Raw genomic sequence first — 25,000 nt, forward strand, 5'->3', positions numbered from 1 at the left:
TAGCGCCCTTGCGACCGTTCACACAGGAATGTTCCGGAAGGTTCTGGTAGCGAACCGCGGGGAGATCGCGGTCAGGGTGATGCGAGCGTGTGAGGAGTTGAACGTCGGGACCGTCGCGATCTACTCCGAGGCGGACAAAGACGGCGGCCACGTCAGGTACGCCGACGAGGCGTACAACGTCGGCCCCGCGCGGGCGGCCGACTCCTACCTCGATCACGACGCCGTTCTCGAGGCCGCCAAAAAGGCCGACGTCGACGCCATCCACCCCGGCTACGGCTTCCTCGCGGAGAACGCCGCGTTCGCCCGCAAGGTCGAGGAAGCCGATGGGATCACGTGGATCGGCCCCTCGAGTGAGTCGATGGAGACCTTAGGCGAGAAGACCAAAGCCCGGACGGCGATGAGCGCCGCCGACGTTCCGATCGTGCCCGGGACGACCGACCCCGTCACCGACCCCGACGAGGTCCGATCGTTCGGCGAGGAACACGGCTACCCGATCGCCATCAAGGCCGAGGGTGGCGGCGGCGGCCGCGGGATGAAGGTCGTCGAGGACGAGAGCGAGGTCACAGACCAGCTCGAGAGCGCCCAGCGCGAGGGTGAGGCGTACTTCGACAACGACTCGGTCTACCTCGAGCGCTACCTCGAGAGCCCGCGTCACATCGAGGTCCAGATCATCGCCGACCAGCACGGCAACGTTCGCCACCTCGGCGAGCGCGACTGTTCGCTCCAGCGCCGTCACCAGAAGGTGATCGAGGAAGGTCCCTCGCCAGCCCTCGACGACGACCTGCGCGAGCGCATCGGCGAGGCGGCCCGTCGCGGCGTGAAGGCGACCGACTACGTCAACGCCGGCACCGTCGAGTTCCTCGTCGAGGACGGCGAGTTCTACTTCCTCGAGGTCAACACCCGCATCCAGGTCGAACACTGCGTCACCGAGGAGATTACGGGCATCGACATCGTGAAGTGGCAACTGCGCGTCGCGGCCGGCGAGGAACTCGCCTTCGAGCAGGACGACGTCGAGATCGACGGCCACGCGATGGAGTTCCGGATCAACGCCGAGAACGCCGCCAACGACTTCGCGCCCGCCACGGGCGGCACACTCGAGACGTACGATCCGCCGGGTGGGGTGGGCGTCCGCGTCGACGACGCCCTGCGCCAGGGCGACGAACTCGTCACCGACTACGACTCGATGATCGCGAAGCTGATCGTCTGGGGTGGGGACCGCGACGAGTGCATCGCCCGCTCGATTCGCGCGCTGCGCGAGTACGACATCGAGGGCATCGAGACGATCATCCCGTTCCACCGGCTGATGCTCACCGACGAGACGTTCGTCGCCGGCGAGCACGACACGAAGTATCTGGACGAGGAACTCGACCGCTCGCGCATCGAGCAGGCCCAGGAGCAGTGGGGAACCGGGGCGACCGACGCCGCCGACGACGACGAGGAGGTCGTCGAGCGCGAGTTCACCGTCGAAGTCAACGGCAAGCGCTTCGAGGTCGAACTCGAGGAACGCGGCGCGCCGGCGCTGCCGACTGCCTCGAACGGGAGCGGCGCGATGGCCAGTCGACCCGACGCCGCCACCGGCGACGCCGGAGGCGACGTCGCCATCGAGGGCGACGGCGAGGTCGTCGACGCCGAGATGCAGGGAACGATCCTCTCCGTCGAGGTCGAAGAAGGCGAGGAAGTCGCCGCGGGCGACGTGCTGGTCGTCCTCGAGGCGATGAAGATGGAAAACGACATCGTCGCCTCCCGCGGCGGCGAAGTCACCCAGATCGCCGTCGAGGAAGGCGATAGCGTCGACATGGGCGATACGCTGATCGTCCTCGAGTGAGCCCCAGCCGCTGACGGGCGTTTCGGCCGACCGGGGCTCGAGTCTCGACCTGGTTTATCCGTTCGCGTTCGATTTCGGCCGATTTTCTCGATGACAGGTACGACCCGGTGGGACCGTTTATCCGAACTCGTGGCGTATTCGCCCTATGGGCGGCGAGAACCGACGGTCGACCGATGCGCGACTCTCCGTCCTGGCCCGTCGGACGACGCCGTGGGGGTTTCCCGTGCTCTGCTCAGTCGTCGTCAGCTGTATACGCGCCGCCGCGCCGTTTGATTCGAGCAACGACCATTCGGTACTCGTCTCGATGGAAAGTGACCGCAAGACGGAATTCACCAATACGCACCTTACGGCGTGGACTGTTCTGGAGCGGTTCACCGTAGTCTGGTGGGTCGCGCCACGGAGAATTGACGATTTCGTCAAGTTTGTCGATAATTCGTTGCTGCGCGTTCGGAGTGAGCGCATCGAGGTCGTCCTGCGCTTTCGTTGCGAGTTCCCACGTCTACCCGTTGTCACTCATTCGTGTCGTCGGTGCCAAATCGTTCGCGTGCTTCCTCGGCGCTCATCGTCCGTTGTTCACGGACATCCTCCTCCGCTTGGAGAAGTGCGACGAGTTCGTCACGGTCGAACGTGGGATGTTCGACGGCGTCACGCAAGGTATACCGGATGAATTCGCTCCGACTGTTGAATCCCCGTCCTTGCCACGTGTCTTCGATTTCGTCGAGAAACGACCGTGTGAGTTTGAAGTTCACCGTGAGGATCTCGTCGTCGCCATTGTTCGTGGTCGCTTCAGACATACGCTAGTATTACCAGCGTGTTACTGTAGGTGTTTCGGCGCTCAAACGTTGACGCCATCGAGAGAAGAGACAACAGTGCACAATGGTAGTGTTGCTTGTTACCGGTTCTCGCGCTGATGAACCTTGTTCAGGTAGATGAAATCCATGGTACGAATCACAGAAAATATCTCTCGTGGGTAATAGTGGGCAACACTTATTCAGCAATAGGTCCAAGTCGGTAACATGACGAAAGTAGATGCTCGGGACCTACGAACTAACGAAACCGATGACCGAGGTCGAATCTATCTCGGAACGGAGTACGCGAACAAGCGTGTGACCGTCGCCGTTGTTGAGGTAGAATCTGACCATCCCAACGAAGATGAACTGGCTGCTGCGTACCGTGAGGCATCTGAGAGTGCGGAAGAGTTTGCAGAAGAGTGGGACGGAGCATCGGACGAGGCGTGGGACGGGCTGGATAAATGAGTGAGGACGTGGAAATTCGTCGCGGCGACGTTGTTATCGTTCGGCTTGATCCAGCGGAAGGGCACGAGATGAAGAAAACTCGCCCTGCGGTAGTCGTCCAGAACGATGTTGGGAATAACAATGCTAGTACGACTATCGTTGCACCTGCGACGGGGACATATCGGGGCTATCCGTTCGAGGTTCTCGTTGAAGCAGCGGAGTCGCCGTTCGAGAAAGATTCCTCGATTCGCCTCGATCAAATTCGTGTCGTTTCCATCGAAAAACGGATTCACTCGGTGCTTGGAAGCCTCGACGGGGAGACGATGGAGGCGGTGGACGGGGCGTTGAAACTGAGTCTCGGACTGGACTGACGTATCTGCCGTGATCAGTATAGAGCGTGCGTGTACTGGTTGGCACTCCTTGGTTTGCAGAATGATTATAATTCAGTCTACCTAATCAAACAGTATGTCCGCGCTTCGGTCCACCCTTTTCCATTGGAACCTGAATCGAATGGCAAGAGTTGCTGTGAGCGGTATTGCAGTCTTCCTCGCAATTCGACTCACGGATGGGTTACTGGTTGGACTCGGAGTAGTAGTCGCACTGGCTATGGTACTTGATGTTCCGTGGTGGCTGTACGACCGATACGCGCAGTCAGACAAGTGATGTATTTGCACGTGTAGTGTCCGCTGGTTCTGGTGATCGGCCTACTGCTCAAACCATTCGACATGAACCAACTCAACAGCAATCGTAAGATTTCTGAACGCGGATCGAGCAGTAGACGCTCTCAAAAACTCGCTTAGTGCTATCTAGTACTCCTTTGCTCAACCTTGTTCAACTCGATGAGCAGCCGAAAGATCGCCTTCACGAGGTTCGAGTCCACGTCGAACTGTTCGGCGTTCTCGCCCGCCCGGTCCATCACGCGCTCTTCTTGCTTCTCGTCGGTCGTCGGCAGTCCTTCGGCTTCTTTGACCTGGGCGATCGAGTCGGCGACGTACGTCCGCCGGGCGATCAACTCGACGATGTCGCGGTCGATCTCCTGGATCTCCTCGCGGAGCTCGTCGAGGTCGGTCTCCGTCGCGTCTCGATCTAGCAGTTCGTCTTTCGTCTCCGCTGAATTTCCTGTCATGTCGGTCGTGTCCCGTCAGTTCGTGTTCGGAGTAGTCGCGTCGTTCCGTCTCGCTCTCCCCATCGCCCTCGAACCGTCTCGAGCGCCTCCCGGTCGCCGACGGCGACGTAGCTCGGGCCGGTGCCCGACAGCGAGACGCCCGCGACGTCGGGCAGGGCCTCGAGTAGCGGTCCCGTCGGGAACTCGAGGGCACCACAGAAGGCGAAGCCGTTGACGGTCATCGCCTCGCCGTATCGCCCGTCGAGGGCGAGTTCGGCGACGAGGTCGGCCATCGGGGCGATTCGCTCACAGGCGCTCACGTCGGTGTCGGCGGAGTAGGCTCGCTCGGGCGGCGTGTAGACCAGTGCGTGCCAGTCGACGGGCTCGTGGGCGAGCAACTCGTCGGCCGTGTTGTCGGTCACCGTCACGCCGCCGAGCATGCTCGCGCTGGCGTCGTCGAACGCGCCCGTCACCGTCACGCCGGCGTCGCGGGCCGCCGCCACGCCGAGTCGACAGGCGTCGAGCCGGTCGACCGCGTCGGCGATCTCGAGGGCGTCGAGCGTCGCGAGCACCGTGGCGTTGGCCGCGGCGCTCGAACTCTTCAATCCGGATGCCATCGGCACCTCGGTCTCGGTCCGGACGTGTGCCCCGACGTCGGCTCGCTCGAGCCCCGCCTCGGGGGCGTAGCGCTCGAGAGTGAGGTCGACACAGCGTTCGATCAGTGAGGCGTCGGCGTCGGGCTCCTCGGCGATTTCGCCGGAGACGACGCCGTCGCTCGTGAGCGAGACGGTGGCGGTCGTCTCGAGATCGATGGCGAACGCCGATCCGGTGCCGGTGGCGAGCGCGTTGAGCACCGTTCCGGCTGCGGGGGCGACTGCCCGGCCGTCCATACCCACAGTTGCTCAGTCGGCCTATTTACCGCTGGCGGTCGGTGCCGTTATGGCCGAGAGCGCAGCCGGGCCCGAATTATAGTGTCTTATACCCACAACACCGCCCAAGTGCGGCTATTCCCCAGGTTGGCACCTTGCGACTCAAGGCTGGGCTTTCCGCCACAAAGGAGGGGCAAGGACCGGAGCCACCGTTTGCATGGCTTTGGGAACTTTGCACAATATATTTGTACCCTCGACTCGAACGTCGATCCATGGCAACACAAACGAAGTCGTCGAACGCATCGACGAACGTCTCCGAGTACGGCTGGCGTTACTCGCCACGGGTATCGACGCTGTTCGGCCTGTTCACGGCCGTCGCCGTGTTCGGCTGGGTGGTCAGCACGTTCCTGAGCGGGATTCACTTCTGGGCGATCCCCCAGATCCCGGCCGGAGCCGAGGTGTCGGGGAGTCTCGAGGTCGTCACGAGTAGTTACGCCTACGTCTTCGGCGTCCCGCTCGCGACGCTCGGGGCGTTTTACTACCTCACGACGATCGGGCTCGCAGTCTGGTGGCTCGACACCCGCCACCCGCTGATCGTGAAGATCCTGACGCCGATCACAGCCTCAGGTGTGCTCGCCTCGTCGTACTTCGTCTGGCTCCAGCTGTTCCCGATCGGCGAAATCTGCCCGTTCTGTATGATGTCGGCCGCGGCGACGGTGACCCTGTTCGGCCTCGAGCTGGCGATCCTTCGCTCGAGCGACCTGCCGCCGACGTCGGCGATGCTCGAGGACGCGGGCTCGCTGCTGCGCCAGACCACGTTCACGTGGCCGCTGCTCGTGGTCGTGATCGGTGGCCTCACGCTCGCCGCGTTCTTCGGCGTGACGATGGCACCGGTTCCCGGAACGTAAGCGAATCGACCCGAACTCCGCAGCGGTCGAACGGTCCGTTTTTCCCGATTCGCGTTCAATCACGGTCTATGAGCGCCCGTTCTACCGTTGCACCGAGTACGCTCCCGGTCGAACTCGTCGACGGTGGCGTCGTCGTCCGGTATCTCGACGGCCGGGAAGCCTTCTACCACGGCGTCCCCGAGGCCGTCGAGGGATCGATCAAAACGCCGCCCGGGAAAGAGGTCCACGTCCTCGTCACCGATCCCGACGGCGTCGAGGGCGTGATGACCTACGTCAACGACCGCAACACCCACGACGAGATCCTCGAGTCGACCGGCGTCGGCCGCGTCGTGCTCGAGGCCGACGACGAGGAAGAGCTGTTCCCGGGCGTTTCGGTCACGACGGAGGGCTACTCGGTGCTCGTCGAGGCCGACCTCGAGGTGGTCGACGGCCGCGTCTTCGTCTTCGCGGAGGACGAACTGAGCGAACACGCCTACGAACTCGTGGGGGACGCCTGATGCCGCTGCAGAAGGGCTGGCGCGACCTCGACCGGACGACGGTCGCGAGCGCGCCGGATCGACCCGGCGTCTACGAACTCGGCGACGCCGACGGAACCGTCCTCGCCGTCGAGTCGGGCGTGCTGCGAGACGAACTCAAGAGCGCCCTGGCCTACGGCGACGGCGAACGCGTCCGCTGGGAGGAGACGCACACGCTCGAGCAAGCCGCCGAACTCGCGGTCGACCACCGCGAGCGACTCGGCGATCACTGAATGTAGGTCGGGTCGTCGTCGTCACACTGCTGTTCGTGTTTCTCCGCGTCCGTCCGATCGTCGAACAGAAGCCCACAGGTTTCACACTCGTACCAGGTACCGTCGTCACGCTGGGTCTGGACCACCATCACGATAACCGATTCGTGCCGCTCTCCAAAGCCGTTTTTCAGGAGTTTCGATCAGTACCCGCTGGTGATCCGCCGAGGTCGTACCGGACAGGGGAATCCTCAAGGCCGCGGGGACGATACTGACGGCCATGAGCGAGTCGGATACTGGTGGCGTCACGCTGTCGGTCCGCGCCGCGGAAAAACGCGATGCCGGCCGTGGCGTCGCACGAATTCCCGAACTGGCCCGACGACAGCTGGGGGTCCTCAGTGGCGACACCGTCGTCATCGAGGGCGAGGAGACGACCGTCGCCAAGATGTGGCCGGCCGATCCGACCGTTTCCGAGAGCGTCGTCCAGATCGACGCGGACACCCGTGCGAACGCCGGCGTTCACGTCGGTGACACCGTCACCGTTCGACCGAGGGACAAATCCGCCATCCCGGAGGCGACCTCCGTAACACTGTCGCCACCGCCGTCGCTGACCGAAGCGGAGGTCCGGCTGGCACAGCGAGTCGCGAACGGAAAGCTTCGCACGCGACCGGTTCGGGCCGGCGAACAGGTCCGAATCGAAGGCGTCGCCGCCGAGCCGTTCAAGGTCGTCGAAACGAAGCCAACCGGCGACGTCCAGATCACGAACGCGACCGACGTCGCGGTCGTCGACCGCCCCTGGAGCGAGCGATCGGCGTCCTCGAGTCGGTCCGCTGCGGCCGCCGAGTCGAGGGAGGCAGAGGCCCCATCGACGCCCTCGGGCGTCACTTACGAGGACATCGGCGGCCTGGACGAGGAACTCGAGCTGGTCCGGGAGATGATCGAACTCCCGCTTTCCGAACCCGAACTGTTCCAGCGGCTGGGGATCGACCCGCCGTCTGGCGTCCTGCTCTACGGACCGCCGGGGACGGGCAAGACGCTGATCGCCCGTGCCGTCGCGAACGAGGTCGACGCCCACTTCGTCTCGATTTCGGGTCCAGAGATCATGTCGAAGTACAAAGGCGAGAGCGAGGAACGGCTCAGAGAGAAGTTCGGTGAGGCCGAGGAGAACGCGCCGTCGATCCTCTTTTTCGACGAGATCGACTCCATCGCGGCCGCCCGTGACGACGACGGTGACGCCGAGAGTCGCGTCGTCGGCCAGCTGCTGACGCTGATGGACGGCCTCGACGGCCGCGGCGAAGTGATCGTCATCGGCGCGACGAACCGCGTTGACACCCTCGACCCCGCGCTCCGTCGTGGCGGCCGGTTCGACCGCGAGATCCAGATCGGCGTCCCCGACGAGAAGGGCCGAAAAGAGATCCTCGAGGTCCACACCCGCGGCATGCCGCTGTCCGACGACGTCTCGGTCGAGAAGCTCGCGTCCCGCACCCACGGCTTCGTCGGCGCGGACCTCGACGCCGTCGCCAGCGAGGCCGCGATGGCCGCGATTCGCCGCCGACCGGCCGACGAGGACGAACGGGCCGCGTGGAACCGGGACCCGGAGGTGACGAAAACCGACTTCGATACGGCACTCGCCTCCGTCGAGCCCTCCGCGATGCGCGAGTACGTCGCCGAATCGCCCGACGTCGACTTCTCGCGGGTCGGCGGCCTCGAGGACGCAAAACAGACGCTCCGTGAGTCCGTCGAGTGGCCCCTGACCTACGATCGGCTGTTCGAGGAGACGAACACGGAGCCGCCGTCGGGCGTCCTGCTCTACGGCCCGCCAGGGACGGGGAAGACGCTGCTCGCGCGAGCACTCGCGGGAGAGACCGACGTCAACTTCGTTCGCGTCGACGGGCCGGAGATCATCGACCGCTACGTCGGCGAGTCCGAACGGGCGATCCGCAAGGTGTTCGAACGAGCCCGCCAGGCCGCTCCATCGATCGTCTTCTTCGACGAGCTCGACGCCATCGCCGCCACCCGCGGGGAGAGCCACGAGGTGACCGAACGCGTCGTCTCACAGCTGTTGACCGAACTCGACGGGATGAGTGAGAACCCGAACCTCGTCGTCCTCGCGGCGACCAACCGCAAGGAGTTCATCGATCCCGCACTCCTCCGACCCGGTCGACTCGACACCCACGTGCTCGTTCCCGAACCCGACGTCGACGCCCGCGAGAAGATCCTCGAGGTCCACACCCGGGGCAAGCCGCTGGCCGACGACGTCGACCTCGCCGCACTCGCGGCCGACCTCGAGGGGTACACCGGCGCGGACTTAGAAGCAGTCGTCCGCGACGCGTCGATGACGGCCATCCGCGAGGTCGCGACCGAGTACGGCCCCGAGGAGGCGAACGACCGGGCCGACGAGGTCCTGATCGAACGACGACACCTCGAGGCCGCCACAGCGCGCGTCGACTCGAGTCAGTGATCGCAAGCACCGACCTGCCATCCCGGACGGTCGTCGTCCGTACGCTCAAGTAATCGCGGAGCGAACGGCCGGTATGGACGACGCTCGTCGGACGAGTGGACAGCGAATGGCAACCGTCTACCGGGCGCTCGGGGTCGCGATCACGACCGTCGGCGTCCTGGCGCTCGTCGAACTGTTCACGATTTCCGAGTCGATCGGCTTCGGCGCAATCCTGGCCGACCTCGGGCTGTCGGCCCCCGGCGGGGTCGGGCGCCTGTCGCTACTGCTGGTCGCCGCCTTCGGCCCGCCCGCCGGACTCCTGTTGCTCGGCCTCGCCGACCACGTCCTCGAGTCCACTCGCGTCGACGGCGGTCTCGGACGGAACCAGTTCTGACGCCGTCAGATACGAGCCGTCGCGCTCGAGCACCGTTACCGTTCGCGAACGCCGATCCCGTGGAAGTCGCTGTTCTCGTTGCCCTCGTCGGGTTCGATTACCTCGACGACCTCGCGATCCTCGACGCTCAGCACCGAGAAGCCGGGCGTCTCGCCGGTGGCCGCGTGGGCGTCCCCCGAGAGCGGATTCGGTCCGCGCAAGGTGGCGAACATGTACTCGTCGTCCGGGGAGCCCCACATGATGTCCGGCGACGGGCCGTAGTCGTCGATCTCGTCGATCACCTCGTGCGTCTCGGGGTCGATGACGAGGCCGTCGTCGGTCTCGCGATTCAGGACCCACAGCTCCTCGCCGTCCTCGGTGAACCAGAAGCCATGGGCGTCGTAGCCGTCGGTCGGGCGGGCGACGTCCTCGTACGTGTACTCGCCCTCGAGAAGTGCTTCGGTCTCGGGGTCGTACGGCTCGAGCGTCTCGGTGTCGTAGACATACCACTCGCCGACGCCGCCGGTCGCCTCGTGGTTCGAGGGTGCGCCGGCCGTGACGAACAGCTTCTCCTCGTCGGGTGAGGTCAGGGTGCCACAGTTCGTCCGGGTCTGCTCGAGGCTGACCGCGTCGACGAGTTCGAACGCCTCGTAGTCGACGGCGACAATACCGCCGTTGTCGACGGATGGCCCGAGCGAGTGGAACGACCGACCGCTCGCGTGCCAGTGGCAAATTGGCGAGAGAATCTCCTCGCCGTCGCCGTTCTCGTACGGTTCGAACTCCTCGAGGCGCTCCTGGACGACGTCGGCGCCGAGGACGTCGATCTCGTCGGCGATCTCGAACTCGCCGGCCTCGAGGTCGGCGTCAACCCGCACGATGGCCCCCTCGCCGATGACGTCCACCAGGATGGACTCGCCGTCCGGCGTGAAGCCGGCGAAGTGCGTGCTCGCACCGGTGTCGAGGTCCGCGACCAGCTCGCGCTCGTCGGCGTCGTAGACGAGCGTTCGCGCGCCGGCCGTGCAAGCGATCGCGACGTACGCACCGTCCGGCGAGAAGTGGAGCATGTGCGGCACGAGCCCGAACTCGCCGACGTCTTCGCCGATGTCGAACGCGTCGACTTCCTCGAACCCGTCGCCGCGGGGCTGGTAGATGTACGCCACGTCCGTCCCCTGATCGAGCGCCCAGACCTCGTAGGCGGCCTCGTGGTCCGGCTCTCCCCCTTCCTCAGATTCGTCGTCGGTCGTTGGCTCGGTGTCCTCCGGCCCGTCGCCGTTTTCCTCCCCGCCGGTGCAGCCGGCCAGGGTGACGGCGCCGACCGCGACACTCCCGACCAGAAACTTTCTCCGAGTTGATTCGCTGTTCATAGAGGTGCGTTGTAACTGCACATTCAAAAGTTTGCGGGTTTCAGGGCCTCTGTGCGGCAAATTTCGAACTTCAGCAGAGACGGGGGCAAAACTTGACTCGAGTTGAGACACGTCGAATTTGCGGCCGCGACAGCGGCCGTGTTCCCCCCGAACGACGATCGAACTCGGTCGACAAAGCGGTGAATGTTGCCTCCGACTAGGTCGGGCCACTCGCCTTCGTGGTCGCGCGACGAGTTCGTCTCCGCAGGAGACACTCGACCTTGCACGGGCAACCCCAACCTACAATGACCGGACGGTGGTTCGGGGGGTCACGTATGCACTCCTCGAGTCCCATTGCCGCACGTCGACCTCCCAGATCGCCAGCGCCTCCGTTCCAGTTCGTTCGCACCACGACCGGCAGGGTCGCTCGTCGGTCGCACGTGGTTCGCGACCGGCAGTGCATCGATGGCGACGGACTCGAGTGGCCCGAACCAACCGCTCGAGAGGACGACGACTGATGGCGGAAATGCCCTCACGGCGGTCGATCAAGTACTGGCTGGTCACGACGAACCACAAGGACGTCGGGGTGTTGTACTTCGTGACGGCGCTGGCCGTGCTCGTCGTCGGTGGCGTCCTCGCGCTCCTGTTTCGCCTCCAGCTGTGGACATCCGGGCCGGGACTCCTCGACCACTGGCAGTACACCGAGTACGTGACCGCCCACGGCCTGCTCATGGTCTTTCTGTTCATCTCCCCGCTCGGACTGGCGTTTGGCAACTATATCGTCCCGCTGCAGATCGGGGCGAACGACCTCGCCTTTCCGCGGCTGAACGCACTGAGTTACTGGATGTACCTCGGCGCAGTCGTGCTGTTCGGCGTCTCCTTCTTCCAGGGCGGCTCGTTCGCCGGCGGCTGGACGATGTACGCGCCGTTGAACGTCCCCACCTATCACGGCGCGATGGAGATGACGACGGGCGCGAACAGCGTCGTCTTCGCACTGATGCTCTTCGTCGGGTCGGTGACGATCGGGACGGTGAACTTCCTGACGACGATCCACCGCTACCGCGCGGAGGGGATGGGCCTGTGGAGCATGCCGCTGTTCACGTGGTCGATCCTGCTCACCGTCTGGATGATGCTGTTCGCGTTCGCGGCGCTGCTCGCCGCGTTGCTCATGCTGGGTGCCGACCGGGTGCTCCTGACGCAGTACTTCGCGACCGACCAGGGCTCGAGTCTGCTGTGGGCGCACCTGTTCTGGTTTTTCGGCCATCCCGAGGTGTACATCGTCTTTTTCCCCTCGCTCGGGATCATGTTCGAGACGTTCCAGACGTTCAGCGGCCGGCGGATCGTCGGCCGCAAGTGGGTCATCGTCTCGATGATCCTTGTGGCCGTCCAGTCGTTTCTCGTCTGGATGCACCACATGTTCCTGACGACCATCAACCTCGAGATCAAGACGCTGATGATGGCCACGACCATCGGGATCTCGCTTCCCTTCGACCTGATGGTCTTCGCGTTGATCTACACGATGGTCAAAGGCCGCGTGCAGTTCACCACGCCGTTTCTCTACGCGCTGGGTGCGCTCGTGCTCTTTATCATCGGCGGCATCACTGGCGTCTTCCTCGGGGCCATCGTCCTCGACTACGAGTTCCGCGGCACCTACTGGGTCGTCGCCCACTTCCACTACGTGATGGTCTCGGGCGTCACCGCGCTCGTCGCCGGGCTGTTCTACTGGTGGCCGAAGATCAGCGGGAAGATGTACTCCGAGACGCTGGGCAAACTCAGCTTCGCCGCCCACTTCGTCGGCTTCAACCTGCTCTACTTCCCGATGTTCCTCGCCTGGGAGACCCCCCGGCGGGTCTTTCACTTCGCCGAGGGACTCACCCTCTACCACCAGCTCGCGACCGTCGGCGCGTTCGTCTTCGGCCTCTCGTTCCTGCTCGTGTTCGTCACGCTCGCCCACAGCCTGCTGTACGGCCCCGACGCGCCCGACAACCCCTGGGAGTTCTCCCGGACCGCCGAGTGGGCCGTTCCGTCACCCCCGCCGCTCGAGAGCTTCGAGAAGCGTCCGACGTACGCGAGCGGCCGCCTCGAGTTCGTCGACGACACGCCGACGGCGACCGACGGCGGCTCCGGTGGCGCGTCCGAGGCCGACGGTGGGACCAGCGAGGCGACAATCCCCGGTCCGGCTCACGGGGCGTTCGGCGACGACGTCCACATGGACCACGCCAGCATCTGGCCGGTGTGTATCGCGGCCGGCTTCTTCGTCTTCTTCCTCGGGCTCGGGGGACTCACGCCGCTGTTCGAGTCGTTCCAGGACCCCGAGGTCCCGATGAGCGCCGTCGGAGTCCTCTACCCATCCCTGACGGTCCTCGGGCTCGCGGTCCTCGCCGTCGCGCTCTTCAAGTTCGGCGTCGAGGAGTTCCACGCCCCGGAGATGGCGATCGCCGAGCGCTGGCCGTTCGAGGACATCGAGTCGTCGAAACTCGGCGTCTGGATCTTCCTCGCCTCCGACGTCGTCGTCTTCGGCGCGGTCATCGGCGCGTACATTTTCATGCGCCTGCACGTCGGCTGGGGGGAGTGGGATCCCGTGCCGCCCGCCGCCTGGCCGGGCCTGCTCAACACGTACGTCCTGCTCACCTCGAGTTTCACCGTCGTCATGGCGCTCGTGATGGCCGAGCGACGGAACAAACGCGGCCTGCTGCTGAGCCTGGGAGCGACGCTCACACTCGGACTGATCTTCCTCGGCGTCAAGGCCTGGGAGTACTCCGAGAAGTTCGCCGAGGGCGAATACTGGTTCACCGGCCTCCAGTACTCGCTGTACTACGTGACGACGGGGCTCCACGCCCTGCACGTCATCCTGGGGATGTGCATCGGCCTCTTCCTCCTCTACCGCGTCGTCTCGATCGACGCCTACCTCGAGGACCACCGCCCCGTGGAGTTCTTCGGCCTCTACTGGCACTTCGTCGACATCGTCTGGGTCATCCTCTTCCCGCTGTTCTACCTCATGTGACCGGGCGACGAACTCCGTCTTCCGATCGCGTTCACCCCGCCTCGTCAGCCGTTTGCCCACCCCCTCCGTCGTCACCCTGGTCATCCGCCGTTCGCCCACCCTCCGTCCAACCCGTCTCCACTTCGGTCGTAGGAAGCGGCGGCACACCCGTTCGGCCCGCGCCGCCGGGGTGGAGTGGTGGCTCACCCTCGAGCGCGTGGCCGAGTCGTGCGCACGGCGACGTGCGGAGCCGTGCGCCCGTGAGGCCCGCGCGAGGACGAGCGGTGACTCGTTGTGTTTCGTGCGACGCAAGAGCCCGTCCCGTCGGGACCGACCCAGCGGTACCGTCACGGCCTCGAGTCTGCCCTTGTAGCACACTTCGAGTGACTGCTCGAGTGACCGCGACAAGCTCGAAATCGGTGCCCGATGATAAGCCTTAATAGCGGACCAGGGCTGAGTTATTACATGGCAGTTGTCAGCGTCTCGATGCCCGACGAACTCCTCGAACGACTCGACCAGTTCGCCGAGGAACACGGTTACACCGGGCGAAGCGAGGTCGTTCGCGAAGCCTCGCGAAACCTGCTCGGCGAGTTCGAGGACACCCGCCTCGAGGAGCGCGACCTCATGGGAATCGTCACCGTGCTGTTCGACTACGAGACTACCACCGTCGAACAGCGGATGATGCACCTGCGCCACGAACACGAGGAGCTCGTCGCCTCGAACTTCCACAGCCACGTCGGCGACCACTACTGCATGGAGCTGTTCGTCCTCGAGGGAGCCCTCGAGGACATCTCGACGTTCGTCGGCAAGGTCCGGGCGACCAAAGACGTGTTGACGGTCGACTACTCGGTGACGCCCGTCGACGAGTTCGATCCGATCTCCCAGGACGGCTGAGCCGAGCCGATCCCGACAGGTCCACTTCCCGCCGAGTCCACTCCCGAGACGAGAACGAGCACCTAGTTTTACTATTTCCCGAGCGAAGGACGACTAGAATGTCGTACACGAAGGTCAACTACGAGGAGGTCGAGCAGGTCTCCAACGCGATGCACTTTCTGGGGGAGCCACTCGAGACCGAACAGGTCGGGGTGACCATCGCCCGCTGTGACCCTGGCTGGAACAGCATGCCCCACGACCACACCGACAACGATCACGAGGAGGTCTACGTCCTCATCGAGGGAGCGGCGACGGTCGTCATCGACGACGACGACGTCGAGATGGAGACCGGCGACGCGGTCTGGATCTCGCCGGAGTCGACGCGCCAGATCAAAAACGGCGATGCAGAGAGCGCGTTCGTCCTCGTCAGCGCCCCGAGCATCAGTGACGAGGACGCAGAGAGCGGCGACTGGCCGTTCACCGGGCTCACCGGCTGAGTCAGCTATTTCTCGCCAGCGTGCTGCCCGACTCGTCGGCTGCCCGGTTCCCGGTTTCTGACTGCCCTCCACCGGCGTTTCGACACCCCCAACCGGAGCGCTCGAGTGTCCGAACCGGACCGTCGACTCACGCCCCCTCGATCACTCGCCCGAGCCCGGCGTCTCGGCCGTCTCGAGTCGTCCCCGATACTTCTCGAGGGCGACCTCCAGCGCTTCACCGACGTCGATATCGAGGGCGTCGGCGGCCGCGAGCAGCGTGAAGTAGACGTCGCCGACCTCGTCGGTCGCCACCTCGAGGTCCTCGGGCGTCGATCCGTAGCCGGTCGATCCGTTCACTTCCTTGGCGAGTTCGCCGACCTCCGAGACGAGGTCGAGCAGCCGGTACTCGGGGTCACACTCGAGGTCGTGCGCTTCGACGAACGCCGCGACGCGTCGTTGGTCGTCCATGGTGTGCTCGACCTGACAGCGAGCAGCAATAACCGTTTCCGATCGCGCTCGGCGCCGACGGCTCGAGGTACCGACACATGTCGACCACGAAACGCGCTGTCGACTACGTAACGCAACATCCATACGCATATAGTCGTGCAGGAATTACACACGACCGATGGAACTCACTCGAGGGGCGGTCCTCCGGGGAACGGCCGTCGGTACGGGCGTCTTCGTGCTGTTCGGGATCGTCACGGGGCTCGTTCCAAACCCGCTGTACGTCCGGATGGTCCCGCGGACGCCGACCGACTACGCGTTCCTGACGCTGACGTCCGTTCTCGCGGCCGCCTACGTGATCCAGCGGTCGACCCTGCCGGAGTGTGACGGCGACGCCTGCGCGTACGCCGGCGCAGTCGGCGGGTTTTTAGCTGTCGGGTGTCCGACCTGCAACGCGCTGTTGCTCGCGCTGTTCAGTTCGTCGGCGCTGATGACCTACCTCGATCCCCTTCGACCGCTGTTCGGCGTCCTCGCCGTGGCGCTCCTCGGCGGCGTGATCGTCCAGCGCCACCGTCGGCTGGCTGACTGATCGGGTAGCGACGTCAGCTACCGTTCACCGGCGACCTCCGCCTCGAGCCGCTCGACGAACGTCTGGACGAACGCGTGGCGCTCTTCGGCCAGGGCGCGTCCTTCCTCGGTGTACATCCGGTCGCGGAGCCGCAGGATCTTCTTTTGCAGGTGGTTCGCGCTCGTGCATCCCGCGGCGGAGTCGTCCGCGTCGGCGGGCAAGTTGGGGTCGTGGATCGGCGTCCCCAGCTCGCCGCCGTGGGCGAACGTCCGGGCGACGCCGATCGCGCCGAGCGCGTCGAGGTTGTCGGCGTCCGAGAGCACTTTCGCCTCGGGCGTCTCGGGTTCGACGTCGTTCGAGTACCGGTGAGCCCGGATGCAGTGATAGACGGCGTCGATCGTCTCCGCGTCGACGTCGACCTCGAGGTCGTCGAGGATTCGGCGGGCTTCCCGAGCACCCCACGCGGCGTGGTCGTCGATCTCGCCGGCGTCTTCGGCGGGGCGACCGACGTCGTGGAGCAAGACGGCGGCGCCGAGGACCGTCTCGTCGATATTGGATCGCTCGGCGGTCAGCCGGTCGGCCAACACCTCGACGCGTTCGACGTGGTGCCAGTCGTGTGCGGGGAGGACGCGCTCGTCGAAGTACGATCGGGCGATAGGGCGGACGCGCTCGCAGAGCATGCCGGGAGTTCGAACGAGGGGGTTATAGACGGTGGTGATCGCCCGGCGACCCCGCTCGCCGCCCCAGCGGACGGTTTTTGTCAGTGGTCGGCGTACCGAAATCCATGTGCGTGGACAGTTCGTCCACCGGGCTCCTCGAGCGACCGGGATCCCAGGCGGCGAACGGTGGTCGCCGTGACCGCTGACGGCTCTCGGGCCGGCGCGTGTGACCTGTGCGGACGGCCGACGGCCGATGCGGCCGTCGTCGACGACGGCGTGGCGTTCTGCTGTGTCGGCTGTCGCGACGTCCACCGGACGCTCGAGGAGCCGGACGGATCGGTTCCCAGGGCGAACGAGCCGGGGACGAACGCCGGCGAGGAGCCGGGGCCGGAAGGGATCGAGCGTACGTTCCTCCGGGTCGACGGGATGCACTGTGCGACCTGCGAGACGTACCTCGAGTCACTCGCGGCGGCCCGCGAGGGAGTCGTCGACGCCGAGGCGAGTTACGTCACAGAGACGGTGCGGGTCGACTACGACCCCGAACGACTCTCGAAGCCGGAGCTCCGGGACGCGCTGAGTCGGACCGGCTACACGGCGTACCTGCGCGAGGAGGTATCGGGAGCCGACGAGGACGAGGGGCCCACGATTCGCGCCCGGGAGATGACGGGACTGCGCAGCCGGCGGGCGTGGGACATGCTCGAGGGGCGGTACGTTGCGGGCGTCGTCTTCGGCACGTTCGTCCTGCTGCAGTACGTGGCCGTCCTCTACCCGACGCACCTCTGGTTCTTCTACGACGAGGCCATCCTCGAGGTTCTCCACAGCGCACTCACGAGCCGGGCGGCGTTCATGTTCTTCCTCGTGATCTTCACCCTGACCGGCTTCGTGCTCTGGTTCACCGGCATGCCGCTGCTGCGCGGGGCGTACGTCAGCCTGAAGCTGCGTCGGCCGAACACGGATCTGCTCGTCGCCGTCACTGCGGTGGCCGCTTACGGCTACAGCCTGCTGGCGATTGCCCTCCGGCGGACGGACCTCTACTTCGACCTGACGATCGCGATCGTCGTCGTCGTGATGACGGCGGTCTACTACGAGGCGGCGGTCAAGCGGCGGGCGATGGACCAGCTCACCGAGCTCACGATCTCGCAGGTCGAGGAGGCCCGGGTGGTCGACGCGGACGGCTCGACCGCTGTCGTTCCCGTCGAGGCCGTCGAACCTGGCGACCGGGTGCTCGTCCGGACGGGCGAACGGGTGCCGATCGACGGCCGGCTGCTCGAGGGGACGTGTACGGTCGACGAGGCGGTCGTGACCGGGGAGACCCTGCCGATCGGCAAGCGGGCCGGCGAGGAGCTGATCGGCGGCTCGGTCGTGACGAACGGCCCGGCCGTCCTCGCGGTCGGTCCGGCGGCGACCAGCAGCATCGACCGGCTCACGACGCTCGTGTGGAGCCTCCAGAGCGCCGACCACGGCGTCAGGCGGCGCGCCGACCGGGTGGCGGCGCGGCTCGTCCCGGCCGTCGTCGGCCTCGCGCTACTCGTCGGCCTCGGCGCGCTCGCAGTCGGAGCTGGTGGCGTCGGTGCGCTGCTCGCCGCGCTGACCACGCTGCTCGTCGCCTCGCCATGGGTGGTCGGGCTGGCCACGCCGCTGTCGGTCGCGACGAGCATCCAGGAGGCGAGTGAGCGTGGGATCGTCGTCTTCGACGAGACCGTCTTCGAGCGCCTGCGCGGGATCGACGTCGTCGTCTTCGACAAGACGGGCACCCTCACGACGGGACGGATGGACGTCCTCGAGGCCGACGCGCCCGACGAGCTGCTCGAGGCCGCGGGACGGCTCGAGCGGCGGGCGAGCCACCCCGCGGCGGCGGCGATCGCGACGGCGTTTAGCCCGGACGGGGCGATGGATCGAGCTACACGGACCGACGGCGGCATGAGCGAGGGGACGGACGACGGTCGTCGAATCGTCGACGTCGAGAGCCACGCGACCGGCATCGAGGGGACCGTCGACGGCCGGTCGGTGCTCGTCGGCCACCCCGATCTCTTCGCGGCACGGGGGTGGGCGGTCGACGACTCGATCGCGGTGCAGGTGGCGGACGCCCGCGGCTTCGGCCGGCTGCCGGTCGTCGTCGGTCGCGACGGTGAGGCCGAGGGCGTCATCGTCGTCGGCGACGAGCCGCGAGCCGGCTGGGAGGAAACCCTCGATGGATTGCGCGAGCGGGGAATCGACGTCGTCGTCCTCACCGGCGACGACGAGGCGGCGACCACGTTCTTCGACCGTCACCCGGCGGTCGAGCACGTCTTCGCGGGCGTCCCGCCCGAGGGAAAGACGGAGACGATCCGCCGACTCCGGGCCGAGGGGTGCGTCGCGATGGTCGGCGACGGGACGAACGACGCGCCAGCGCTGGCGACGGCCGACCTGGGAATCTCCCTGGGCAGCGGAACCGCGCTGGCCTCCGACGCCGCCGACGTCGCCATCGTTGCCGACGACCTCGAGTCGGTCGCGACGGCGTTCGATCTCTCGAGCGCGGCCCGGCGGCGCCTGCGGTGGAACGTCGGACTGGCGCTCAGCTACAACGCGATCGTGCTCCCGATCGCGGTCGTCGGGCTGTTGAATCCCGTGATCGCCGCAGCGGCAACGATCTCGAGCGTGGTGCTCGTCGTCGGGAACGCCTCGCGGGACCTCGTCGACGGGTAGGGAACGACGTCGGCCCCGGAGCCGGATTGTATCGGACAGATAACATGAGTCTCTCTTCTTCGATTACCTAACGTGTAAAATTTCGCGACCCGACGTACAATCCGTACTGACGAATATTGGCCAGTGGAAATCATTCTCCATAAAAACAGACACTCTGGTTAAGGCCAACGTATATGCGGCTGTCGTATCGCTACTCGGACTGTATGGCACGCGAACCTTCGGTAGCGGACAGTGGAGAGACGGAAAGATCCGACGGACGCTCGTCGAGCGTCGGCGGTAACGACGGCGTACTGCACCGTCGGTCGTACCTGAAACTGGCTGGAACGGCGGCGGCTGGGATCGCGGCGAGCGCCATGGCTGGGACGGCCGCAGCCAGCGAGGACTACGAGGTCATCAAGATCTCCGCCGGTCGCCACGAGACGATCTTCGTCGGCGACAACGAGGTTTTCGAGAACAAGATCATCGACGTATCAGCCGACGGCGCGCAGTGTTCGATCAACTCGAGAGGCAACACCAACTGGACGATCCGCAACGTCGGCTTCCGCGGCGCAGCCGACGGCGGCGCTTTCTTCGGCATCTCCGAGTCGGACCCCAACGGAACGTCCGTGATGGAGAACATCTACATCGGCGACGGCACCGTCTCGGGCCATCGCTCCGGGCTGGGTGTCTTCCTCGGCGGCGAGCACGAAGGCACCGTCGAGATCAAGCGCACCTACATCGAGGGGATGGGCGACAACTCCTTCTACTGCTCATCCTCGCGCGGGAGCGGCGAGGTCCACTTCGAGAACTGCTACTCGAAGAACTCGTGGGTCGCCCACTACCGCCTCGCGCGAGGCTCGCTCAAAAACTGCGTCGCCGTCAACGACGGCAACCCCCGCTCGCGAGATCAGCCCAACCACGACGGCCGCGGCGTCTGGCTCTGGAACCCAGGTCCCGTCGAAGTCGAAGACTGCCACTTCGCGATGGGCGGGCGCCACTACTCGTTCGTCCACTCAGCCGGCCACGGCGGTGGGACGATCCACGTTCGCAACACGCAGTGGGACAACACGTTCAACGGCGGCACTCGCGGGAGCGAGGGTGAGGTGCGCTTCCACTCTGGCAACGGCAACAACCCACGGGACTTCGTCCCTGAGGGCTGTCCGACCAGCGCCGAGGAGGCCGCCAGCGGTGGGGGGTCCAGCGGCGGGGCTCCCCCGCGGCGATCGCTCGAGCACACGATGCGGTTCGACGGCGAACCCGGCGCGTACTTCTGGCAGGTTCACGACGGCCCGATCGAGCCGGTCGGCGGCGGCGAGAAGATGTGGGTCAGTGAGAACGGCCGCTACGCCGCGGGCGTCCTCGAGGACGGCGAAGAACACCGCTGGGCGTACGACAGCTTCCTTGCCGACATCGAGGTCGACGACGGCGTCGATGCCACCATCAACGACGCGCACACGCCGTCGTGGGACCTCTACCCCGACGAGGACGCCGACCCCCGCGACTGGTACGACGACGTCCCGTGGTACGGCGACGACGATGACGAGGAGGCGTCCGAGCAGGAACCCGAACGCGAGCACACGATGACGTTCGACGGCGAGGGCGCGTACTTCTGGCAGGTCCACGACGGTCCGATCGAACCGGTTGGCGGCGGCGAGAAGATGTGGGTCAGTGAGAACGGCCGCTACGCCGCGGGCGTCCTCGAGGACGGCGAGGAACACCGCTGGGCGTACGACAGCTTTCTCGCGGACATCGAAGTTGAGGACGACGTCGACGCGACCATCAACGGCGCACACACCCCGACGTGGAGTTACTATCCCGACGAGGGGGCCGACCCCCGCGACTGGTACGACGACGTTCCGTGGTACGACGGAGGATCGTCGTTCGAGGGCGAGCACACGATGACGTTCGACGGCGAGGGCGCGTACTTCTGGCAGGTTCACGACGGCCCGATTCAGCCGGTCGGCGGCGGCGAGAAGATGTGGGTCAGTGAGAACGGCCGCTACGCCGCGGGTGTCCTCGAGGACGGCGAGGAACATCAGTGGGCGTACGACAGCTTCCTCGCGGACATCGAGGTCGACGACGGCGTCGACGCGACGATCAACGGCGCGCACACGCCGACGTGGAGCTTCTACCCCGACGAGGATGCCGACCCCCGCGACTGGTACGACGACGTCCCGTGGTGAGTCAGCTCCAGCGCTGAATCCCGGAAACACCGACTCGAACGACGCCGAGAACCGACCGTCTCGTCCTCGAGTCGGGTGAGCCGGCTGTCCCACCCTCGAGCCAGGCGAACCGACTGTCTCGCCCCCGTGTCAGGTGACCCTCCTCGAGTTGCGATCACGGCACGCAGAACGGGTTCGACGGACGCGACGCGTTCGACGACGACCGGTTGCTACCGAACCGTTTCGGCTGGCTGACGTGCGTCCGGCACGTCGTCGAGTTCGGATGCCGACCGTTCCTGCTCCCGATCGTCGGGCGAAACGTCGAGGACGTCCGCACAGAACGCCTCGAGTCGCCGTGCCTGGTGCTCCCAGGTGAACTGCCGGGCGGCCTCCCGTGCCTGCTCGCCGAACGTCCGCCTGCGGTCGGGCGAACCGACGAGCGTCTCGAGGGCGTGGGCGAGTTCGACCGTATCGCCGGGCTGCACCAGGAGTCCGTGCGCTTCGTCCGTCAGGTATGCACGGATTCCCTCGAGGTCGCTCGTCACGACGGGCGTGGCACACGCCATCGCCTCGACGTTCACCATCCCGAAGCTCTCGGCGTGTGACGGCAGACAGAAGACGTCGGCAGCGACGTAGTAACCCGGCAACTCGAGGTGCGGGCGCTCCCCGTGGAGCGTGACCGCGTCGGCAATCCCGAGTTCGCGACATCGCCGTCGGACGCGAGCAGTCTCTCCGTAGCCGACGACGTGTAACGCGGCCGGTTCGTCGAGACGGGCGAACGCCTCGAGCAGGTCGTAGATCCCCTTCTGTTCGAACAGGCGGCCGACGTAGAGGACGACGGGGACGTCGCTCGAAAACGCGGGCTCGACGTCCGGCCGGAACTGTTCGGGATCGACGCCCGGATAGATCACCTCGTCGACCTCGTAGCCGAACACCTCGTGGACGCGGCGAGCCGTGTCGTCGGCGTTCGCGATGGTCCACTCGGCGTCCGAGAGGTGGTGACGCACCCGCCCGAACACGCCGGCGCCGGTGAGGCTGTGAAAGCCGTAGACCGTCGGCACGTCGACGAGATTCGACGCGACCAGGTCGTCGATCCACGTGAACGTCAACAAGAGGTCGACGTGCTCGTCGACGTGCTCGAAGAGGCCGTTTCGCAGCCCCCAGACTGCCATCGCCGCGGTCGCCCAGTCCTCACTCGAGAACGGCGTCCAGTGGTGGACCGCACTGAGGAGGCGCTCGTTGAACGAGGGCGTCTCGACCACCGTCACGTCAGACTGGACCAGCAGCTCCGAGAGGTCGCCACCTCGCGTGTAGAGGTAGACGTCGTTCGACCGCGAGAGTTCGACCGCCAGCTGCTGGATGTAGACAGCGATGCCCCCGGCGTGACGCGTCCCGGCCGACGGATTGAAAAAGCCGATCCTCATGGGTGAGAGACGACCGGATGCCTGATTAGTTATTCACCGGATACCGAAGATCACGATCGATACACCGTACCGATGGAGACACCGTACGGCAGAGTGAACGGTCGGTTACGGGCGCTGTTCGATCACCCTCCGCTCACACCCGTTCGCCTCGAGGACGTCCTCGACGGGTTCGAAGTTCGAGAAGTAGTAGCCGGGGGTCTTCGCTTTCGCCTTGACCATCGCGTACTCGAATCCGTTCGCGTCGAGCGCGTCGAACAGGTCGTCGACGGGCGTGTGCATTCGCTCCGGGTGGACTTCCAGGATTCCGCTGAGCCGGCCGTTCGACGCGTTCGAAAGCAGGTCCTCGACGATCTTGCCCTCCTCGCCTTCCGCGTCGATCTTGAGAAAGGCGTCGTCGATCGCTTCTGCAGCGAACAGCTGTGAGAGGGCGATCGACTCCGTCCGCGTGGTCGAAAACTCGCGGGCGTCGGCTGGACGAGCCGTCGTGTGGGCGTTGTGTGCGCTCGGATGCTCGAAGAACTCGATCTCGCCGTCACCGTCGCTCACGGCGCGTTCGACGACGGTCCCGTCGATCCCGTTCGCTTCCATATTGGCCCGCAGCACCGCCGCGTTCTGCTCGCTCGGCTCGAACGCGTACACCGGCGTCTCGGGGTTTAACACCCCGAGTGCGACGGTGTACACCCCGAAGTGTGCGCCCACGTCGACGATCGCGTCGAACGACGGCTCGAGGTCGAGCAGGTCGAGCGAGAGTCCCTCGTGGCGCATCCGGCCGTCGACGATGCAGTTGTACAGGTAGGCGAACGAGTAGAAGTCGGCGTACTCGTACCGAAACTCCCGGCCGTCGTACTCGTAGACGAACCGGTTGCGACCCAGCGCACTCGAGGCGGCGACGTACGCCGAACCGGCGGCTTTCACGAGCGGACGTGGGAATCGCCTCCCGATGCTGGTGAGGTCCACGGACGGTCGACCGCCGGCGAATGGGTGTCGTCTCGAGACGGTGTCGGAGCGCTGACGCATACGTTCACGACACCGTCAGGTCGGCATTGTTATACTGGCGCTACCGCCGCTCCGATCTGGACACCAGCGTGCTATAGTACTCGTTACAACCGGTTGCACTGACTTTCAACGGTTACTATACCGGGACCGACCACTGAACGTGGCGGTCGCTCTCGAGCGACGTGTCGGTGGTCGGCCGAAGCGTTCCGCCAACCCCGGAGGGGTCGGTGAACGCCGGCCCAGTGACCGAGAAACGACCGCGTACCGGAGCGGCCGTCGACCAGGGACGACGGGGCGTCCGCCGGTCGTTCGCGTGCCAGGCATCCCGACTGTCGGGTAGTCGGACGGGTAGTTCTTCTGGCGTCTCGATTCACGAGTTAAGTGCCTGCGGGGCCGGACCCGTACGGATTGCTGTACGGGTGTCCCGGCGCAACCACGACCGTGCGGTAGATGGGCCGAAACTGACGGGCAGCGGTGCCTATCACTCGAGTTCGGCGTCGATCCGGTCGGCCAGGTAGACGGCCGGCGGGAGGGACTCGCTCTCGACGAACCGGGCCACCTCCTCGCCGTCGTCACGCTCGACGACGATGGTCGGAATGTACTCGACGTCGTACGCTTCGACCTCGGGTCCCTGCTTGTCCTGGTCGAGGGCGAACTCCTCGATCCGCTCGTCCGGAACTGCGGCCGCCTCGAGGGCGGCCCCGAAGTCGGGCAACAGTGCACGACAGTCCTTGCACCAGTCACCACCCCAGATCTTGTACGTGAGTTCGTCGCGGTGGGCGGCCAGAGTGTCGACGGTATCCTCGTACGACGCGGCGTCCCACGTCGGCGTCGGACGCATGGTCTCGAGACTCATGCCTCCGAATTGTGTCGGGGAGGGCTTAACCGCCCCGCTCGCGACACCAGTACGCCGATCAGTGTGGACGAGA

24 protein-coding genes and 1 pseudogene are annotated in these 25,000 nt (G+C 65.6%); 14 read left to right on the forward strand and 11 right to left on the reverse strand.

The window, feature by feature from the left end:
- The first annotated feature begins 28 nt into the window (after window positions 1-28).
- On the forward strand, window positions 29-1,825 hold the full coding sequence (locus NMQ09_RS13640) for an acetyl-CoA carboxylase biotin carboxylase subunit (protein WP_255191130.1): 1,797 nt from the start codon (window positions 29-31) through the stop codon (window positions 1,823-1,825).
- 232 nt (window positions 1,826-2,057) lie between these two features.
- Here NMQ09_RS13640 and NMQ09_RS13645 read toward each other — a convergent pair.
- Window positions 2,058-2,342, reverse strand: a pseudogene (locus NMQ09_RS13645) (type II toxin-antitoxin system RelE family toxin).
- The gene (locus NMQ09_RS13650) at window positions 2,335-2,619 is read right to left on the reverse strand and encodes a ribbon-helix-helix domain-containing protein (protein ID WP_255191131.1); all 285 of its coding nucleotides are present in this window, start codon (window positions 2,617-2,619) and stop codon (window positions 2,335-2,337) included. The pseudogene NMQ09_RS13645 and the gene NMQ09_RS13650 overlap by 8 nt, the downstream one beginning before the upstream one ends.
- Before the next feature lie 222 nt (window positions 2,620-2,841).
- Here NMQ09_RS13650 and NMQ09_RS13655 point away from each other — a divergent pair, with 222 nt between their 5' ends.
- Window positions 2,842-3,081, forward strand: a complete 240-nt coding sequence (locus NMQ09_RS13655; protein ID WP_255191132.1) for a hypothetical protein — start codon at window positions 2,842-2,844, stop codon at window positions 3,079-3,081.
- A complete protein-coding gene (locus NMQ09_RS13660) occupies window positions 3,078-3,431 on the forward strand; it encodes a type II toxin-antitoxin system PemK/MazF family toxin (protein ID WP_255191133.1) in 354 nt (117 codons plus the stop codon). The genes NMQ09_RS13655 and NMQ09_RS13660 overlap by 4 nt, the downstream gene beginning before the upstream one ends.
- A gap of 431 nt (window positions 3,432-3,862) precedes the next feature.
- Here NMQ09_RS13660 and NMQ09_RS13665 read toward each other — a convergent pair whose 3' ends face one another.
- Together NMQ09_RS13665 and NMQ09_RS13670 are read right to left on the reverse strand one after the other, a co-directional pair.
- The gene (locus NMQ09_RS13665; protein WP_255191134.1) at window positions 3,863-4,186 is read right to left on the reverse strand and encodes a chorismate mutase; all 324 of its coding nucleotides are present in this window, start codon (window positions 4,184-4,186) and stop codon (window positions 3,863-3,865) included.
- Window positions 4,183-5,055 (reverse strand): shikimate kinase, encoded by an 873-nt coding sequence (locus NMQ09_RS13670; RefSeq protein WP_255191135.1) that lies wholly within the window; start codon window positions 5,053-5,055, stop codon window positions 4,183-4,185. Before NMQ09_RS13670 ends, NMQ09_RS13665 begins: the two co-directional genes overlap by 4 nt.
- Window positions 5,056-5,306: 251 nt before the next feature.
- Between NMQ09_RS13670 and NMQ09_RS13675 the strand changes: the two genes are divergently transcribed.
- The 3 genes from NMQ09_RS13675 (at window position 5,307) to NMQ09_RS13685 (ending at window position 6,690) form a co-directional block, all read left to right on the forward strand.
- Window positions 5,307-5,942 carry a vitamin K epoxide reductase family protein gene (locus NMQ09_RS13675; RefSeq protein WP_255191136.1) on the forward strand — a complete coding sequence of 212 codons (636 nt, stop codon included), beginning with the start codon at window positions 5,307-5,309 and terminating at the stop codon, window positions 5,940-5,942.
- A 68-nt stretch (window positions 5,943-6,010) separates the two neighbouring features.
- Window positions 6,011-6,439, forward strand: coding sequence for a DUF5796 family protein (locus NMQ09_RS13680; protein ID WP_255191137.1), 429 nt, complete (start codon window positions 6,011-6,013; stop codon window positions 6,437-6,439).
- Window positions 6,439-6,690: a DUF7508 domain-containing protein gene (locus NMQ09_RS13685; RefSeq protein ID WP_255191138.1), complete on the forward strand. Its 252-nt coding sequence runs from the start codon at window positions 6,439-6,441 to the stop codon at window positions 6,688-6,690. The genes NMQ09_RS13680 and NMQ09_RS13685 overlap by 1 nt, the downstream gene beginning before the upstream one ends.
- Here NMQ09_RS13685 and NMQ09_RS13690 read toward each other — a convergent pair.
- A complete protein-coding gene (locus tag NMQ09_RS13690) occupies window positions 6,684-6,818 on the reverse strand; it encodes a DUF7128 family protein (protein WP_255191139.1) in 135 nt (44 codons plus the stop codon). The two genes, NMQ09_RS13685 and NMQ09_RS13690, sit on opposite strands and share 7 nt — an antisense overlap.
- Window positions 6,819-6,946: 128 nt before the next feature.
- On the opposite strand from NMQ09_RS13690, the gene NMQ09_RS13695 reads away from it, so the two are divergent.
- A complete protein-coding gene (locus NMQ09_RS13695) occupies window positions 6,947-9,127 on the forward strand; it encodes a CDC48 family AAA ATPase (protein WP_255191140.1) in 2,181 nt (726 codons plus the stop codon).
- Window positions 9,128-9,200: 73 nt separating this feature from the next.
- A complete protein-coding gene (locus NMQ09_RS13700) occupies window positions 9,201-9,500 on the forward strand; it encodes a hypothetical protein (protein WP_255191141.1) in 300 nt (99 codons plus the stop codon).
- Between the two features lie 35 nt (window positions 9,501-9,535).
- Here the strand turns inward: NMQ09_RS13700 and NMQ09_RS13705 are convergent, their stop codons facing one another.
- The gene (locus tag NMQ09_RS13705; RefSeq protein WP_255191142.1) at window positions 9,536-10,843 is read right to left on the reverse strand and encodes a YncE family protein; all 1,308 of its coding nucleotides are present in this window, start codon (window positions 10,841-10,843) and stop codon (window positions 9,536-9,538) included.
- 496 nt (window positions 10,844-11,339) lie between these two features.
- Between NMQ09_RS13705 and NMQ09_RS13710 the strand changes: the two genes are divergently transcribed.
- From NMQ09_RS13710 to NMQ09_RS13720, 3 genes are all read left to right on the forward strand, one after another.
- Window positions 11,340-13,826: a cbb3-type cytochrome c oxidase subunit I gene (locus tag NMQ09_RS13710; protein WP_255191143.1), complete on the forward strand. Its 2,487-nt coding sequence runs from the start codon at window positions 11,340-11,342 to the stop codon at window positions 13,824-13,826.
- A 444-nt stretch (window positions 13,827-14,270) separates the two neighbouring features.
- Complete coding sequence (gene nikR / locus NMQ09_RS13715) at window positions 14,271-14,699, forward strand: nickel-responsive transcriptional regulator NikR (RefSeq protein ID WP_255191144.1); 429 nt, start codon at window positions 14,271-14,273, stop codon at window positions 14,697-14,699.
- A 98-nt stretch (window positions 14,700-14,797) separates the two neighbouring features.
- A complete protein-coding gene (locus NMQ09_RS13720; protein ID WP_255191145.1) occupies window positions 14,798-15,175 on the forward strand; it encodes a cupin domain-containing protein in 378 nt (125 codons plus the stop codon).
- Window positions 15,176-15,316: 141 nt separating this feature from the next.
- Here NMQ09_RS13720 and NMQ09_RS13725 read toward each other — a convergent pair whose 3' ends face one another.
- The gene (locus NMQ09_RS13725) at window positions 15,317-15,622 is read right to left on the reverse strand and encodes a MazG-like family protein (RefSeq protein ID WP_255191146.1); all 306 of its coding nucleotides are present in this window, start codon (window positions 15,620-15,622) and stop codon (window positions 15,317-15,319) included.
- 157 nt (window positions 15,623-15,779) lie between these two features.
- On the opposite strand from NMQ09_RS13725, the gene NMQ09_RS13730 reads away from it, so the two are divergent.
- Window positions 15,780-16,187: a hypothetical protein gene (locus NMQ09_RS13730; protein ID WP_255191147.1), complete on the forward strand. Its 408-nt coding sequence runs from the start codon at window positions 15,780-15,782 to the stop codon at window positions 16,185-16,187.
- Between the two features lie 17 nt (window positions 16,188-16,204).
- On the opposite strand, the gene NMQ09_RS13735 is transcribed toward NMQ09_RS13730, so the two are convergent.
- Window positions 16,205-16,846 carry an HD domain-containing protein gene (locus tag NMQ09_RS13735; RefSeq protein ID WP_255191148.1) on the reverse strand — a complete coding sequence of 214 codons (642 nt, stop codon included), beginning with the start codon at window positions 16,844-16,846 and terminating at the stop codon, window positions 16,205-16,207.
- Between the two features lie 174 nt (window positions 16,847-17,020).
- Between NMQ09_RS13735 and NMQ09_RS13740 the strand changes: the two genes are divergently transcribed.
- Window positions 17,021-19,510 carry a heavy metal translocating P-type ATPase gene (locus NMQ09_RS13740; RefSeq protein WP_255191149.1) on the forward strand — a complete coding sequence of 830 codons (2,490 nt, stop codon included), beginning with the start codon at window positions 17,021-17,023 and terminating at the stop codon, window positions 19,508-19,510.
- Window positions 19,511-19,713: 203 nt separating this feature from the next.
- The gene (locus tag NMQ09_RS13745; protein WP_255191150.1) at window positions 19,714-21,672 is read left to right on the forward strand and encodes a hypothetical protein; all 1,959 of its coding nucleotides are present in this window, start codon (window positions 19,714-19,716) and stop codon (window positions 21,670-21,672) included.
- Between the two features lie 209 nt (window positions 21,673-21,881).
- Here NMQ09_RS13745 and NMQ09_RS13750 read toward each other — a convergent pair whose 3' ends face one another.
- The 3 genes from NMQ09_RS13750 to NMQ09_RS13760 all read right to left on the reverse strand — a co-directional run bounded on the left by NMQ09_RS13750 (window position 21,882) and on the right by NMQ09_RS13760 (window position 24,927).
- The gene (locus tag NMQ09_RS13750; protein ID WP_255191151.1) at window positions 21,882-23,075 is read right to left on the reverse strand and encodes a glycosyltransferase family 4 protein; all 1,194 of its coding nucleotides are present in this window, start codon (window positions 23,073-23,075) and stop codon (window positions 21,882-21,884) included.
- Between the two features lie 105 nt (window positions 23,076-23,180).
- Window positions 23,181-24,092 (reverse strand): FkbM family methyltransferase, encoded by a 912-nt coding sequence (locus tag NMQ09_RS13755; RefSeq protein WP_255191152.1) that lies wholly within the window; start codon window positions 24,090-24,092, stop codon window positions 23,181-23,183.
- A 460-nt stretch (window positions 24,093-24,552) separates the two neighbouring features.
- Complete coding sequence (locus NMQ09_RS13760; RefSeq protein WP_255191153.1) at window positions 24,553-24,927, reverse strand: TlpA family protein disulfide reductase; 375 nt, start codon at window positions 24,925-24,927, stop codon at window positions 24,553-24,555.
- Between the last annotated feature and the right edge of the window lie 73 nt (window positions 24,928-25,000).

Origin of the sequence: Natronobeatus ordinarius (assembly GCF_024362485.1) — an archaeon.
GTDB classification, from domain to species: domain Archaea; phylum Halobacteriota; class Halobacteria; order Halobacteriales; family Natrialbaceae; genus Natronobeatus; species Natronobeatus ordinarius.